Genomic DNA, 13,037 nt, shown 5'->3' with positions numbered 1-13,037 from the left:
AGAAACACACAACAAATAAAAAATATGAAGTAATAGTACAAAATAGGGAGGAAGATATAATGGAAGTTTTAAAGACCATTGATTTAAGTAAAAGTTATGGTTTAGGAGATACTAAGGTTAACGCACTAAAAAATATAAATATATCTATAAATGAAGGGGAGTTTGTAGCTGTAGTAGGGGCTAGCGGCTCTGGAAAGAGTACATTATTACACCTATTAGGAGGAGTGGACAAACCTACATCAGGAAAGGTAATAGTTGATGGAGCAGATATATATGCCTTAAGCGAAAAAGAACTTGCTGTATTTAGAAGAAGAAAGATAGGTTTTATATTTCAATTTTATAATTTAATACCTGTATTAACAGCAGAAGAAAATATAACTCTTCCAATACTTTTAGATAATAAGAAGGTTGATAAAAAATATGAGGAGGAATTAATTAATATTTTAGGATTACAAAATAGAAGAAATCACCTTCCCTCAGAACTTTCAGGGGGACAGCAACAAAGGGTGTCTATAGGGAGAGCATTAGCTTATAAACCTTCAATAATATTAGCAGATGAACCTACAGGGAATTTAGATAGTAAAAATAGTAAGGAAATAATAGAGCTACTTAGATTTTCAGTGCAAAAATATCATCAAACATTAATAATTATAACCCATGATTTAAATATTGCATCTCAGGCAGACAGAATAATAACGATAGAGGATGGATCTGTAGTTAAAGATGAGGTGATGAGAGCATGAAAAAGTATGGTCATCTAACATATAGATATTTAAAGGAGCAAAAGAAAAGAACTATACTTACAATATTAGGTATAGTACTTTCTGTTGCACTTGTAACTGCTATAGGAACAATGCTTGTAAGCATAAAAACAAAATTTATAAGTGATTGTATAAAAGACAAGGGACATTATCATGGGGAATTTGTGGGAATCAATAAGAAAGATGTTAACAAAATAAATAACAATGTGGATGTAGATAATATATCTGTTACTAGCAACGATACAACAGCAATAATATCAAATATAAGTAAGGAGGAAAGAGACGCCAACCCTTCAGCTCCTTTGCATAGATATTTAAATATAAAAGCTTATGGTAGCAGTGCACTAAGTATGATTCCTATTAACGTAAAAGAAGGACGGCTTCCACAAAAAGAAAATGAAATAGTATTAGAGTATTGGGTACCTGATTATTTATCTGGAAAACCTAAGATTGGAGATAAAATTAAATTAGATATTGGAAAAAGAATAGTTAAAGAAAAGGGTAGTAAAGATGGAGAAGGAGAAACTAAGGAAACTTTTAATAAAACAGGAAAAAGGGAATATACAATAGTGGGTGTTACAGCTCCTAAATTTTCATGGCCAGGTGTATACATTACCCAGGGAATAACTTTTTTAGATGAAAACAAACTAGCAAGTGATAAAAAATACAATGTTTATGTAAAATTGAATTCTGCGAAAGATGTTTATAAAAAGTGTGAGAATATAGCTAAAAATTTAGGAATGGAAAAAGAAAAAACATCAAAAGGTATCTATGGGTATAACATTGAGTATAATGAGCAGCTTTTAAGATTATACGCTCAAAGTTTAGATAAGTCTATAAATGAAGGGTTAACAGCTTTAGTGGCATTTATAGTAGGATTAATTATTATAAGTACTATAGCAGTTATATATAACATATTTAACATATCAGTTTTAGAGAGAGTTTCACAATTTGGGATACTTAGATGTACAGGAGCTGCACCAAATCAAATAAAAAAATTAGTCTTAAAGGAAGCATTAATTTTAAGTTTCATAGGTATTCCATTAGGACTCGCTAATGGAGTACTAGCTATGAAAATAGTAATTAGTGTGGTTAAAGTTTTATTAAAAGATGAGATAAAGGTAGTTATATCACCAGTTGTATTCATAATAAGTGCGATAATAGGATTAATTACAATTTATCTATCTGCAATAGGGCCAGCCAGAAAGGCTTCTAAGGTTTCACCATTAGAGGCAGTAAGAAATACTGGAAGTTTAAAGAAGGAAAAATTTAAAAAGAGGAAAAGATTTAGAATAATTAATAAGGTTTTTGGAATAGAAGGAGAAATTGCCTATAAAAATCTTAAAAGGAATAGAAAAAAGTTTAGAATTACTGTATTTTCATTGACTATAAGTATAGTACTTTATATAGTTTTTGGTAGTTTTGCAAGTCTTGTATTTAAAATGGGAGTAGTAAAAGAAAAAGATATGAAAGATTTTATGCTTTGGAAAAAGGGAAATTCAAATATAGGAATAAGTCTTTCTATTTATAATGAAATTACAAATTTTAAAGATGTAGAAAAAGTATATAAAGTTATGTATGATGGTAGAGCTATTTTAATCCCTAAGGAAAAAGTAAATCCTAAAATATTTCAGTTAAGACCAAATTTAAAAGAAAGAATAAAAGATGAACAATTAGTTCTTCGTAGTAATGGAGTAATTTCCTATGGAGATAATATATTACCTGAGCTTAAAAAATATCTTAGGGAAGGTAGTATAAATAAAGAAAAATTAAATAACGAAAATGGAGTAATCCTTATAAAAACAAATAGTTTACACAATGAAGAAACCAAAAAGTCCTCTGTATTTGATATAGCAGATTATAAAGTTGGAGATGAAATTAAAATTATTGATAAGAAGAAACTGAAAGATAATGAATATATTGGTGAAGGTAATATTAAAAGGGTTAAAGTTGTAGGTATTTTGGATAAAGGTATTTTGGATAATGAGTATAACGTTAGTGAATCAGTGACTTTAATAACTTCAGAAAAAGTATACACAAATATTACTGGAAATAATGATATTAGAAGAATGTTCATTCAGCTAAAAGAAGGTAGTAATAAGGATAATTTAGCAGAGTATTTTAAGAATTTAAGTAAAAAAGATCCTGGATATCAATATTTTGATTTTCAAGAGGATTCAAAACGAAACAGAGATAAGGCTATAGCAATTAATATATTTTTATATGGTTTTGTAGGAGTAATAACTTTAATAGGATGTTTAAATATTGTAAATACCATAAGCACAAACTTAATACTTAGAAAAAGAGAATTAGCTATGATTAGGGCAGTAGGTATGGACAGGGGCAAAATGAGCAAAATGATTTGTATTGAAGGAATATATTATGGAATAATAGCGTCTATATATGGAGGAATTATTGGAACGGCACTATCTTATGAATTGTTTAAAATAATGACAAATTTTAGAGATTTTCAATGGGTATTTCCTATAAAAGAAATTTTAATAGCTGTAATTGGAGCTATAATTATTTCTCTTATATCTACTTATATACCATTAAGAAAAATAAATAAGGAAAATATAATTGAGAATATTAGAGGGGCAGAGTAATGGAGAAGAATGTAATAAAAAGAAAATCTCAGAAGAAAGATAGATTTTCAGTTATTGTTTCAATTGGGTTGTGGTGTGTTGCAGTGCTATATATATTAGCATTAGCAAAGATAGTGGTATTAAAAAATGGTTTTAATACAGAGATTAGATCACTTAGTCTTATACCATTTGAATTTATTTCAGATTTTTTTACCATGGATACATCCATTGACGTTCTTTTAAAAAATTGTTTTGGTAACTTTGCAATATTTATTCCAATGGGAATTCTTTTGCCAGCACTAGTTAAAAACATCCATGGGAAAAAGGTAGTTTTCATATGCTTTTTTATAAGTTTAACTATTGAAGTTGCTCAATATATTGTGGGATTTGGCATAACAGATATTGATGATTTAATACTTAATACATTGGGTGGTGCAGTTGGTGTATTACTATATTTTAAGTTATTAAAAAAGATTGATAATAAAGCCAAAGCAAGTATCGCCTCATTAAGTTTTCTTTCTATATTTGGAATAACTGGAGTATTGTCTTTATGGCTATATCAACCCAACATACTACCACCTCAAATAAAAGTTATCAATCAGGAAGTTATGGGAGGCATAAATACAGATAAGCCTGATATTAAAGTATTGTGCAAAGATATAAAGGATAACATTTTATTTACTCAAACTGTTAATACTGACAATCCAAAGGAGCTTAAATTTATGGTAGATGAGGATACACAATTTTTTACTAAAACCATAGGAGCTCAATATTCTCCAAATGGTAATGTGCAAAAAACTTTCGTCACATATGGAAAAACTACAAAAGAATGGTTGGAAAAATTAGTTAAAGAAGATAAGGCAACATTATCTTTGTGGATATCAGAGGATAATAAGTGTAATGCTGTTTTAGTGTGGAGATGGGAAAGTAAAGAGTAATAGGGGTTGATATCCCTATTACTCTACGTCCTCTTCATTACATAAAAATAGCTTTGTAGAACTTGGATGTGTATGAAATATTACCTTTGTAAAAAATCTTGTAATTTTGTAAATTCTTTCATATAAGTATCCTTAATTCTTTTAACTATATTCTTAGCTATAGTTTCATCATACATATGAGATGTCCTATTTCTATCTAACATCATTTGAATCCATATATCTCCATCAGAAATTATTTTATATTTAAAAGCTAATCGGATAGTGCTTCTAGGAGACAAGGCTTCATCTAATATACCTTGATCTTCTAGATATAACTTCATAACCTTCCAACTTTGTTCAAATGTAAATTCAAACCTTTGGATAATACCATCTATTATTATATCATCATCAATATCTTTTTTAAAAGCTTCTTGTAGTCTAGAGAATGCATTTGCAAAATCACTTATTCTTTCATTCAACCTCTTTGCCACGATAAATAACAACTCCTTCATTTAATATATTTTTTATTAAATCTTTTTTAGTTAATTCGTTGAATGCTAATATATCAAACATTAAGCATGTATCTAAATCCTCTATATAAAAAGTAATTTTAGCTAATGTTAAATGGCTTAGTTCTTCACCAAATATACATAAATCTATATCCGAATTATACTTATTATCTCCTCTAGCACGTGAGCCAAATAATACTACTTTTTCAACTTGGGGATACTTTGCAAAGATTTTTTCTAGCTGAGTTTTTAATTTGTCATCTAACAAAATTGTATCACCTACCTAAATAGTTTTTGTATATTTAGTATAACAATTATTAATTTTTTATACAATTATACTTAGTGAATAACTGTTAATTGAATAAAAACATCAGAATATCATATAATAAATTAAATAGTTATAAAAATACATGTTTATTTTTACTGATTATTTGATATAATATAAGTAAGATATGAGAAATAAAAATAGGGTGTTGGTAGCACCCTATAGTATACAATTCTAGTTGCTTAGGCAACTGGCATCACTATTTAATATTAAATTAAAAATAGTAGCTATCCAATTGCGAGTGGGGCTACTATTTTTTTGACATTTTCTCTATAAGAAGCACTATAAATGTTAATAGTGCAACCAAGAATACTCCTGCCTGAAATAGTAACATTAAAACATCGTTACCCATAGGCATCACCTCCCTTCAAAAGGGATAATGTGATACCAGTAGCCCACAATGAACTATATTGAATTGTACTAGAAAATTATAACATATAATATCTGAAAATTCTATATTCAATGTTAAAATAGGAAAAATCATTATAAAAATCTGGTTGTATAGCAAGCTCTATTTCCCGCCATACTAAAAAAGAAAGCAGAAAGAAAAGCGACATTCTTCTAAAATAAGGCATTAAAAAAAGTTTAAAAAGGAGATAGATACTATGAAAAATAAGCCAGATGATAGAAGAGATAATGTAGATAAAATCCAATATAATATTGATAAAACTATTGAAAATTGTCATCGTGCCAATGAAATGATTGCAAAAACAAGCGATGAAAAAATGAAAGAAACACTAGAAGAAAAAAATGAAAGAAGAAGAGAAGCACTTAAGGGTATGAGAAGTGAAATCAAAGATGAAGCTATATATCAAAAAAATAGATATATATAAGTTTTAAATAAGATTACTTTTAATAGTGCAACAAGTTGTTGCACTATTAATGTTTTATAAAATAATTTATAATTTTCGCCTCATAGCTTTAATAATTTTTTTTGTTTCTTTATCCACCCGTAAAGACTCACAAATTTTTTGAAGTGATTTATTATATGTAAAATAATCTAAATTATTATTTTTTAAATAATCCATTGTTTTTTCCGGAAATTTTATATAACAAATAGAAACTGCCCAAGCAACTGCCATTTTTGCATAGTAGCCAGGATGATTTACATTATCTAATAATTTAAGTACTTTATCTATATATTCATCGTTAATATAGAAATCAAGTAGCATTACAACGGCAAAACGAACCTCATATTCTTTTTTAGAAGATAAAAATGGTTGTATAAAGTTCCAAACCTGTTCCATATTATTATTAGTAAATTTCAAACCACCACAAAAGCTATCACACACAGACCAGTTATCAATTTTCGGTATAAATTCAGCAACATATAGAAGAATTTCTTCAATGTTTGTTTTTATATAACCTAAAACCATTCCTTGAAGCATAATTTGTTCAAAATACTGGTTATCAGCAGTGTCTATGAATTTCCGCCAATCATCCTTTGCTACTTTCTTTGCAAGCTTACGAAGTTCAGGTAATCTAACTCCTAAAATGTTATCTATATTAGGTAAAAGAGAAGAAGAAAACTTCTTATAATCTTCATCTATTAATTCAAAAATTTCCTCTCTAATTTTTTTATTCAATGTTTATCTCCTTTTTATTAACTATTTATATTTTTTTCAATTTTTAATAAGTATTCTTTAATTTTTAGTCCACCACCATATCCTACTAATTTTCCATTTGAACCAATTACTCTATGACAGGGAATAAAAATGGAGATAGGGTTTTTATTATTAGCCATACCAACTGCACGTGCAGCTTTAGGGTTCCCAATATTTTTAGCAATTTCTCCATAACTTTTAGTTTCTCCAAAGGGAATTTCTCTTAATGCTTTCCAAACCTTTTGTTGAAAATCTGTACCTTTAGGCAAAAGGGGAAGATCAAATTCTTTTCTCTTTCCTAAAAAATACTCCTTTAGTTGGTTATAAGCTTTTTTAATCAATTCAGTTTCCTTTTTCTTAAAATTATCTAATATAGGACATTCATTAAAATATAAATGGGTAATTGCAATGCCATTTTCAACTATATAAATTTTGCCTATTTCAGTTTGGTAGGAATATATGCTATTCATTTGGCGTACCTCCCAATATTCATTATTTATCTTATATATATAATACTATATTTTTAAAATGAATAATTAGAAAAGTATATATTTAAGAATTTATTAATAAAGGAATAAGGGATTCTTTAGAAAGTATTTGTATAATAGTGGAAGTATATATTTAAGGAGGAGAAAAATGAATATAAAAAAAACAAAGTATCATAAGCCATTAATGATTTTGTTTGTGGTATATTTATTAGCAATGACATGGATTATTTTGTTTAAAATGCAATTTTCAATTAACACTATGGATAACGGGAGAAGTATTAATTTAATTCCATTTCATGATTCCGTTATAATAAATGGACATGTTGATATAAGTGAAATAATCTGGAATGCACTTATTTTTATACCTTGTGGTATTTATTTTTGTTCATTATTTAAGAACTGGTCTTTTTTAAAAAAACTATTAGTTTTTATAGGTATTAGTCTATTTTATGAAGTATTTCAATTTATACTAGCCATTGGTCGTTCAGATATAACAGATGTTATAGAAAACACTTTAGGAGGAATTATAGGAATAGGTGTTTACATCATCATGAGTAAAATATTTAAAACTGAGGAAAAAACACTAAAGTTCATTACTATTTGTGCAGCTCTAGCTACTGTATTGATGATTATATTCTTAGCTATTTTATTCTTAGCAAATGCATAAATTACTACTGTATAAGTATTTATGGATTGACAAGTAATCCCTACAACCATATAATTGAAAATGAAATTCAATATTGAAGTAATTAAAATAAGTTATAGATAAAATAAATAAGAGAGGAGTAATTGGATGAATTTGTGTAGGGATAAACAATATGAAATAAAAAGTTTAAAATCTAATAATTCTTGTATTTGCGATGGATTTAATAAAACCTACAATGGAATCTATGATGAATACAATTATCAAATCCCACGGGAGTTTGGCAATGGACATTTAAAACAATTATTCAGTTCTCAAAATGCTCGTATTATGGAATTTGACATCAACTTATTAAAAGAGATAGAAATTAATGGGACTTCAAAGACGCCTCATATAGACATGCTCTTTTGTCTTGGTGATGATATACAGTGGGAGTTGCCCCAAACAGGTAAGAAGTTTGAAATGCTTTCTGGTGAAGGTTATATGGGTACTAGTGAAGAAACTATAAAAAGATGTGTTTATCCAGCAAAGTGTGATATTAAATTAATTGAAATTAAAATGCCCTTAAAGAAAATGAAGGATACCATTTATAAAATTTGTGAAGATTATGGCTGTCATAGCGATTTTTCAAAGAAAGTATGGTGTGATAATTTAAAAATAACACCTTCCGTTAATGTGATTTTACATCAAATGCTAAAATGTCCCTATGAAGAATCCTTAAAGTGTTTATACATGGAAGGAAAGCTTATGGAACTTGTTGCTGTATATCTAAATGAGATTATGAATCAAACTAAGAGAGGATCAAATAACATAAATTTATCAAAAGATGATATAAAAAGTATTTATAAAGCAAGGGATATACTAGATAAAAGTATTAACCAAAAAGTTACATTAAGTTATCTTTCAAAGGAAGTTTGTCTTAATGAATTTAAACTAAAAAAAGGATTTAAAGAATTATTTGGAGTGCCTGTATATACTTATTTATTAGATAAACGATTAGAACTTGCAAGATTATATTTAGAAAAGAAAGAACTTCGTGTTAGTGAGGTGGCAAGCCTTGTTGGTTACGGAAACATGAGTCACTTTGCAACAGCCTTTCGAAAAAAATATGGGGTAAACCCCAGTGAATTCATAAAATAAAAAAATCCTGATCTGAGCTAATACAATCCTAATTTGAGTAGAGAAGCTATAAATAAAAACTTATAATTGATAATAGTAATCAATTATAAGTTTTTATTTTTAATTTGGAGGTATTATTATGGAAATACAAAGGAAAGAAGGAGAGATAAATGAATAAGAAAAAAACAGGCATTCCAAGACTTTTAGAAATAGCTGGAGAAAAACGAGGATTACTTATAGCATCATCTATATTATCAGCTATTAGTGCAATTTTTATGTTATTACCATATATAGCAGTTTATTTTATAATAGCTGAGCTTTTAAAAAATGCTGCAAGTCCCCAAAATGTTGATTCTACACAGATGTTATACTGGGGAACTATTGCTCTTATAGGACTTATAGGAGGAATTGTTGCAATGTATATATCTGGATTAATGTCCCACATGGCGGCCTATAGAATTTTATATAGTCTAAGAGTTCGTATGTCAGAGCATATAGGGAAACTACCTTTAGGTTATTTAAGCAACACATCAACAGGTATAGTAAAGAAAACCTTTGAGCAAAATGTAGAAAAGATTGAAGCCTTTGTTGCTCATCAATTGCCAGACATGGTAAATGTGTTTGTAACAATGATTGTAACAATAATTATAATGCTTAGCTTAAATCCATGGCTTACACTAGGAGCTATGATACCACTTATGTTAGGATTCTTAATACAAATGAAGAAAAGAAGTGGTAAAGCGGCGGAGGAAAGTGCTAAAAAATACTATAATGCCTTAGAAAAAATTAATTCATCAACTATTCAATATGTAAAGGGAGTTCCCGCTGTAAAGATATTTGGAAGAACCGTATATTCCTTTCGTAAATTTTATGATGATATGATTTCCTACAGGGATTATTGTGTGAAATACACAGATCAGTATCAGAATACTTATATAAGTTCAAAGATATTATTAAATTCAACTTTAACATTTATATTACCTATAGGAATTCTACTAATGAGCCAAAACTTAAAAGATTTTTCATTTGCACAAACTCTACTATTTTTTATTATTTTAGCACCAGGAGTTGCATCACCCATGACACGTTTTATGACCTTTGCATCTTCCTTAGGGGATATTTCTGAAGGAGTTTTACGTATTGATAATATTTTAGAAGAAGAAACTATTTGTGAATCAAAAAATCCTAAAGCTCCTTCATCTTATGATATTGAATTTAACAATGTGTCATTTTCTTATAATGCTTTAGATGCATCCACAAGAAAAGAGGCACTATCTAATATTAGTTTTAAAGCAAAAAAAGATTCACTTACAGCCCTTGTAGGGCCATCAGGTTCAGGGAAATCTACAGTTGCCAACCTTATTCCACGTTTTTGGGATATTCAAAAGGGACATATTAGAATTGGTGGTGTAGATATTAGAGAAATTTCCACAGAGGATTTGATGAATTTGGTTTCCTTTGTTTTTCAAGATACCTTTTTATTCCATGATACCCTATATGAAAATATTCGTGTAGGTAGACCAGGCGCTACAAAGGAAGAAATATACAAAGCTGCAAAAGCAGCTCAATGCCATGAGTTTATTACAAGCCTTGAAAAAGGATACAATACCATTGTTGGAGAGGGAGGTGTTCATCTTTCTGGTGGCGAAGAGCAACGAATTTGTGTGGCAAGAGCAATCCTAAAAAATTCTCCTATATTAGTTTTAGATGAGGCTACTGCCTTTTCAGATCCAGAAAATGAGCACCATATGCAACTTGCCTTAAGAGAACTTATGAAAAATAAAACTGTTATTATGATTGCACATAGATTAACAACTATTAAAGATGCTGAAAATATAATTGTTTTAAAAGATGGAAGTATTGTAGAGAAGGGAACTCATGATTTTCTTGTGAAAAAAGAAGGATTATATAAAAAGCTTTGGGATGCATACACTGTGTCATCAGATTGGGGTATAAAGAAAGGGGAGGCTTTAGCATGAAAATTTTTACGAACATTACAGCGGGACATCCAAAAAAACTTATAAAACCTGTTATGTATACAATCTTGGCAAATATCATAGGTATGTTACCCTTTGGTTTTTCCATAGTAGCTATACAAGTTATTTTTAAACCCTTTGTAAATCCGGAAGAGAGCCTTGATATATCAAAGTTATGGATGATTGTATTAGGACTTGTTTTATCCATGACAATTATGTTTATAGCAGAAATTCCAGCTTATAGACATGCCTATAGGGATGCCTATATGACAGCAGCCAATGGAAGGGCAAATCTTGCAGAACATATGAGAAAATTACCACTAGGATATTTATTTTGTCAAGATGCTGGAATGCTTGGAAATATGATGATGGGGGATTTTACTATGGTAGAGCATGGTATGAGTCATGTAGTTCCAGGTTTAATAGGAGCATTAGTAACACCAATATTAGCTTTTGTAGGACTAGCTTTTATAAATTGGCGTATGTCTCTTTCTATGTTTGCTGCAATGCCAGTAGCATTGCTTATAATTGTTGGTACTTCTAAACTACAAAAAGTATTGGGAGGACAGTTAACAGAGGCAAAGGTAGATGCATCAAACCGTCTACAGGAGTATTTAACAGGTATTCGTGTAATTAAATCCTGCAACATGACAGGAGAACAATTTGAGCATCTAGAGGGTTCTTTTTATAATCTGATGAAAAAAAGTATTAAAATGGAAGGGCTTTTACAATCTATTGTATTAACAGTAACTCCACTACTTAGGTCAGGACTTACAATTATGGTTTATGTAGCTAGTTATCTTTTAATGGATGGAAATCTTGATATTATTACACTGGCAACATTTTTAGTTATAGGCACAAGAATATTTGATCCACTTTCTGAAGCCATTATAAATTTTGCAGAACTTCGTTATGATGCCCAAGCTGGTGAAAGGATTATAAAATTCATGAAAGAGCCTATTATGTCAGGAGAAAAAATTCCACCTAAATCCAATGATATTGAACTACAAAATGTTGACTTTGCATATAACAATGTACAGGTACTAAAGGATGTATCAATTAAAATGAAAGAAGGTACATTAACAGCATTGGTAGGACCTTCTGGTAGCGGTAAAAGCACCATACTTAAATTGATTGCAAGATTTTATGATCCACAAAGGGGAAAGGTACTTTTAGGTAATGAAGATATGAAAGACATGAATCCAGAAAGCTTACTTAAAAAGATTTCCATGGTTTTTCAAGATGTGTATTTGTTTCAGGATACTATAGGAAACAATATCCGATTCGGAAAAGAGAATGCAACTCAAAAAGAAGTAGAAGAAGCTGCAAAAAAAGCTTGTTGTCATGATTTTATAATGAAATTACCACAGGGATATGATACTCCAGTTGGAGAAGGTGGTTGCACTTTATCTGGTGGTGAAAAACAACGTATATCCATTGCAAGGGCTATACTTAAAGATTCACCAGTAGTACTTTTGGATGAAGCCACCGCATCCCTTGACCCAGAGAATGAAATGGATGTACAAAGGGCTATAAACCAATTAATTAAAGGAAGAACTGTAATTGTTATTGCCCACAAATTAAAAACTATTTGCTCAGCAGATACTATTGTTGTATTAGAAGATGGAAAGGTCATAGAACAGGGAAAACACGAAGATTTAATTTTATTAAAAGGACTTTATGCTCGTCTTTGGGAATTTCAGCAAGCATCTGAAGGAAGATAAATCCGCTTGATTAGTAAGTTAATATAAAAAAGCTAGAAGGACTATGTTAAAATAAAATGTACCCTATAGAATAGACACTCTAAAAAAAGTCTATCCCGTAGGGTACTTTTGTGTATAATTAAATAAAGAATAATTGATATTAGGAGAACTGTAATGAGTAAAAAAATATTTACTGAAAATGAAATAGCGATACTATCTGAAAATAAATTTGTAAAAAAGGTTAGTTGTAAAGGAATTACATATACTGATGAATTTAAAAGATTATTTATTATGGAAAATAAAAATGGAAAATTTCCACGAAAAATATTCGAAGAATGTGGATTTAATATAGATATTTTAGGTTTAAAGCGTGTTCAATCATGTGGAAAAAGATGGCGTGCAGCATT

Annotated in this window: 14 protein-coding genes; 9 read left to right on the top strand and 5 right to left on the bottom strand. The window is 29.3% G+C overall.

What is annotated here, in order from left to right:
- The first annotated feature begins 59 nt into the window (after positions 1 to 59).
- From B5D21_RS06485 to B5D21_RS06475, 3 genes are read left to right on the top strand one after another with little or no spacing between them, the layout of a single operon-like run.
- Positions 60 to 743: an ABC transporter ATP-binding protein gene (locus tag B5D21_RS06485; protein WP_011099637.1), complete on the top strand. Its 684-nt coding sequence runs from the start codon at positions 60 to 62 to the stop codon at positions 741 to 743.
- On the top strand, positions 740 to 3,367 hold the full coding sequence (locus tag B5D21_RS06480; RefSeq protein WP_011099636.1) for an ABC transporter permease: 2,628 nt from the start codon (positions 740 to 742) through the stop codon (positions 3,365 to 3,367). The genes B5D21_RS06485 and B5D21_RS06480 overlap by 4 nt, the downstream gene beginning before the upstream one ends.
- Entirely contained in the window at positions 3,367 to 4,284 is a 918-nt protein-coding gene (locus B5D21_RS06475) for a VanZ family protein (protein WP_011099635.1), read from the top strand. The genes B5D21_RS06480 and B5D21_RS06475 overlap by 1 nt, the downstream gene beginning before the upstream one ends.
- Before the next feature lie 80 nt (positions 4,285 to 4,364).
- Here the strand turns inward: B5D21_RS06475 and B5D21_RS06470 are convergent, their stop codons facing one another.
- The 3 genes from B5D21_RS06470 to B5D21_RS06460 form a co-directional block, all read right to left on the bottom strand.
- Positions 4,365 to 4,775 carry a nucleotidyltransferase substrate binding protein gene (locus B5D21_RS06470; protein ID WP_171816087.1) on the bottom strand — a complete coding sequence of 137 codons (411 nt, stop codon included), beginning with the start codon at positions 4,773 to 4,775 and terminating at the stop codon, positions 4,365 to 4,367.
- A complete protein-coding gene (locus B5D21_RS06465; protein WP_011099633.1) occupies positions 4,735 to 5,040 on the bottom strand; it encodes a nucleotidyltransferase family protein in 306 nt (101 codons plus the stop codon). Before B5D21_RS06465 ends, B5D21_RS06470 begins: the two co-directional genes overlap by 41 nt.
- Before the next feature lie 307 nt (positions 5,041 to 5,347).
- Positions 5,348 to 5,449, bottom strand: a complete 102-nt coding sequence (locus B5D21_RS06460; protein ID WP_035109768.1) for a putative holin-like toxin — start codon at positions 5,447 to 5,449, stop codon at positions 5,348 to 5,350.
- Between the two features lie 253 nt (positions 5,450 to 5,702).
- On the opposite strand from B5D21_RS06460, the gene tlp reads away from it, so the two are divergent.
- Entirely contained in the window at positions 5,703 to 5,930 is a 228-nt protein-coding gene (gene tlp / locus B5D21_RS06455; protein ID WP_023438333.1) for a small acid-soluble spore protein Tlp, read from the top strand.
- Positions 5,931 to 5,996: 66 nt separating this feature from the next.
- Here tlp and B5D21_RS06450 read toward each other — a convergent pair whose 3' ends face one another.
- The gene (locus tag B5D21_RS06450; RefSeq protein ID WP_011099632.1) at positions 5,997 to 6,683 is read right to left on the bottom strand and encodes a DNA alkylation repair protein; all 687 of its coding nucleotides are present in this window, start codon (positions 6,681 to 6,683) and stop codon (positions 5,997 to 5,999) included.
- Between the two features lie 17 nt (positions 6,684 to 6,700).
- Positions 6,701 to 7,171: a methylated-DNA--[protein]-cysteine S-methyltransferase gene (locus B5D21_RS06445; RefSeq protein ID WP_011099631.1), complete on the bottom strand. Its 471-nt coding sequence runs from the start codon at positions 7,169 to 7,171 to the stop codon at positions 6,701 to 6,703.
- A gap of 166 nt (positions 7,172 to 7,337) precedes the next feature.
- On the opposite strand from B5D21_RS06445, the gene B5D21_RS06440 reads away from it, so the two are divergent.
- The 5 genes from B5D21_RS06440 to B5D21_RS06420 all read left to right on the top strand — a co-directional run.
- Positions 7,338 to 7,856, top strand: a complete 519-nt coding sequence (locus B5D21_RS06440) for a VanZ family protein (RefSeq protein ID WP_035109773.1) — start codon at positions 7,338 to 7,340, stop codon at positions 7,854 to 7,856.
- A 126-nt stretch (positions 7,857 to 7,982) separates the two neighbouring features.
- Positions 7,983 to 8,972 (top strand): helix-turn-helix domain-containing protein, encoded by a 990-nt coding sequence (locus B5D21_RS06435; protein WP_011099629.1) that lies wholly within the window; start codon positions 7,983 to 7,985, stop codon positions 8,970 to 8,972.
- A 149-nt stretch (positions 8,973 to 9,121) separates the two neighbouring features.
- Positions 9,122 to 10,930 (top strand): ABC transporter ATP-binding protein, encoded by a 1,809-nt coding sequence (locus tag B5D21_RS06430; RefSeq protein ID WP_011099628.1) that lies wholly within the window; start codon positions 9,122 to 9,124, stop codon positions 10,928 to 10,930.
- Entirely contained in the window at positions 10,927 to 12,651 is a 1,725-nt protein-coding gene (locus B5D21_RS06425; RefSeq protein WP_035109775.1) for an ABC transporter ATP-binding protein, read from the top strand. Before B5D21_RS06430 ends, B5D21_RS06425 begins: the two co-directional genes overlap by 4 nt.
- A 153-nt stretch (positions 12,652 to 12,804) precedes the next feature.
- Positions 12,805 to 13,037 (top strand): HTH domain-containing protein (locus B5D21_RS06420; protein ID WP_341405652.1); only part of this gene is annotated, 233 nt, incomplete at its 3' end.

The organism is Clostridium tetani (genome assembly GCF_900167265.1).
Classification (GTDB): Bacteria; Bacillota; Clostridia; order Clostridiales; family Clostridiaceae; genus Clostridium_G; species Clostridium_G tetani.
This window is presented reverse-complemented; position numbering and strand designations above follow the sequence as displayed.

Bases quoted from the DNA above. Each gene is read 5' to 3' on its own strand.
- B5D21_RS06435 (WP_011099629.1), top strand. From the start codon at position 7,983: ATGAATTTGTGTAGGGATAAACAATATGAAATAAAAAGTTTAAAATCT.
- B5D21_RS06425 (WP_035109775.1), top strand. From the start codon at position 10,927: ATGAAAATTTTTACGAACATTACAGCGGGACATCCAAAAAAACTTATA.
- B5D21_RS06430 (WP_011099628.1), top strand. From the start codon at position 9,122: ATGAATAAGAAAAAAACAGGCATTCCAAGACTTTTAGAAATAGCTGGA.
- tlp (WP_023438333.1), top strand. From the start codon at position 5,703: ATGAAAAATAAGCCAGATGATAGAAGAGATAATGTAGATAAAATCCAA.
- B5D21_RS06440 (WP_035109773.1), top strand. From the start codon at position 7,338: ATGAATATAAAAAAAACAAAGTATCATAAGCCATTAATGATTTTGTTT.
- B5D21_RS06470 (WP_171816087.1), bottom strand. From the start codon at position 4,775: ATGAAGGAGTTGTTATTTATCGTGGCAAAGAGGTTGAATGAAAGAATA.
- B5D21_RS06445 (WP_011099631.1), bottom strand. From the start codon at position 7,171: ATGAATAGCATATATTCCTACCAAACTGAAATAGGCAAAATTTATATA.
- B5D21_RS06475 (WP_011099635.1), top strand. From the start codon at position 3,367: ATGGAGAAGAATGTAATAAAAAGAAAATCTCAGAAGAAAGATAGATTT.
- B5D21_RS06460 (WP_035109768.1), bottom strand. From the start codon at position 5,449: ATGGGTAACGATGTTTTAATGTTACTATTTCAGGCAGGAGTATTCTTG.
- B5D21_RS06485 (WP_011099637.1), top strand. From the start codon at position 60: ATGGAAGTTTTAAAGACCATTGATTTAAGTAAAAGTTATGGTTTAGGA.
- B5D21_RS06480 (WP_011099636.1), top strand. From the start codon at position 740: ATGAAAAAGTATGGTCATCTAACATATAGATATTTAAAGGAGCAAAAG.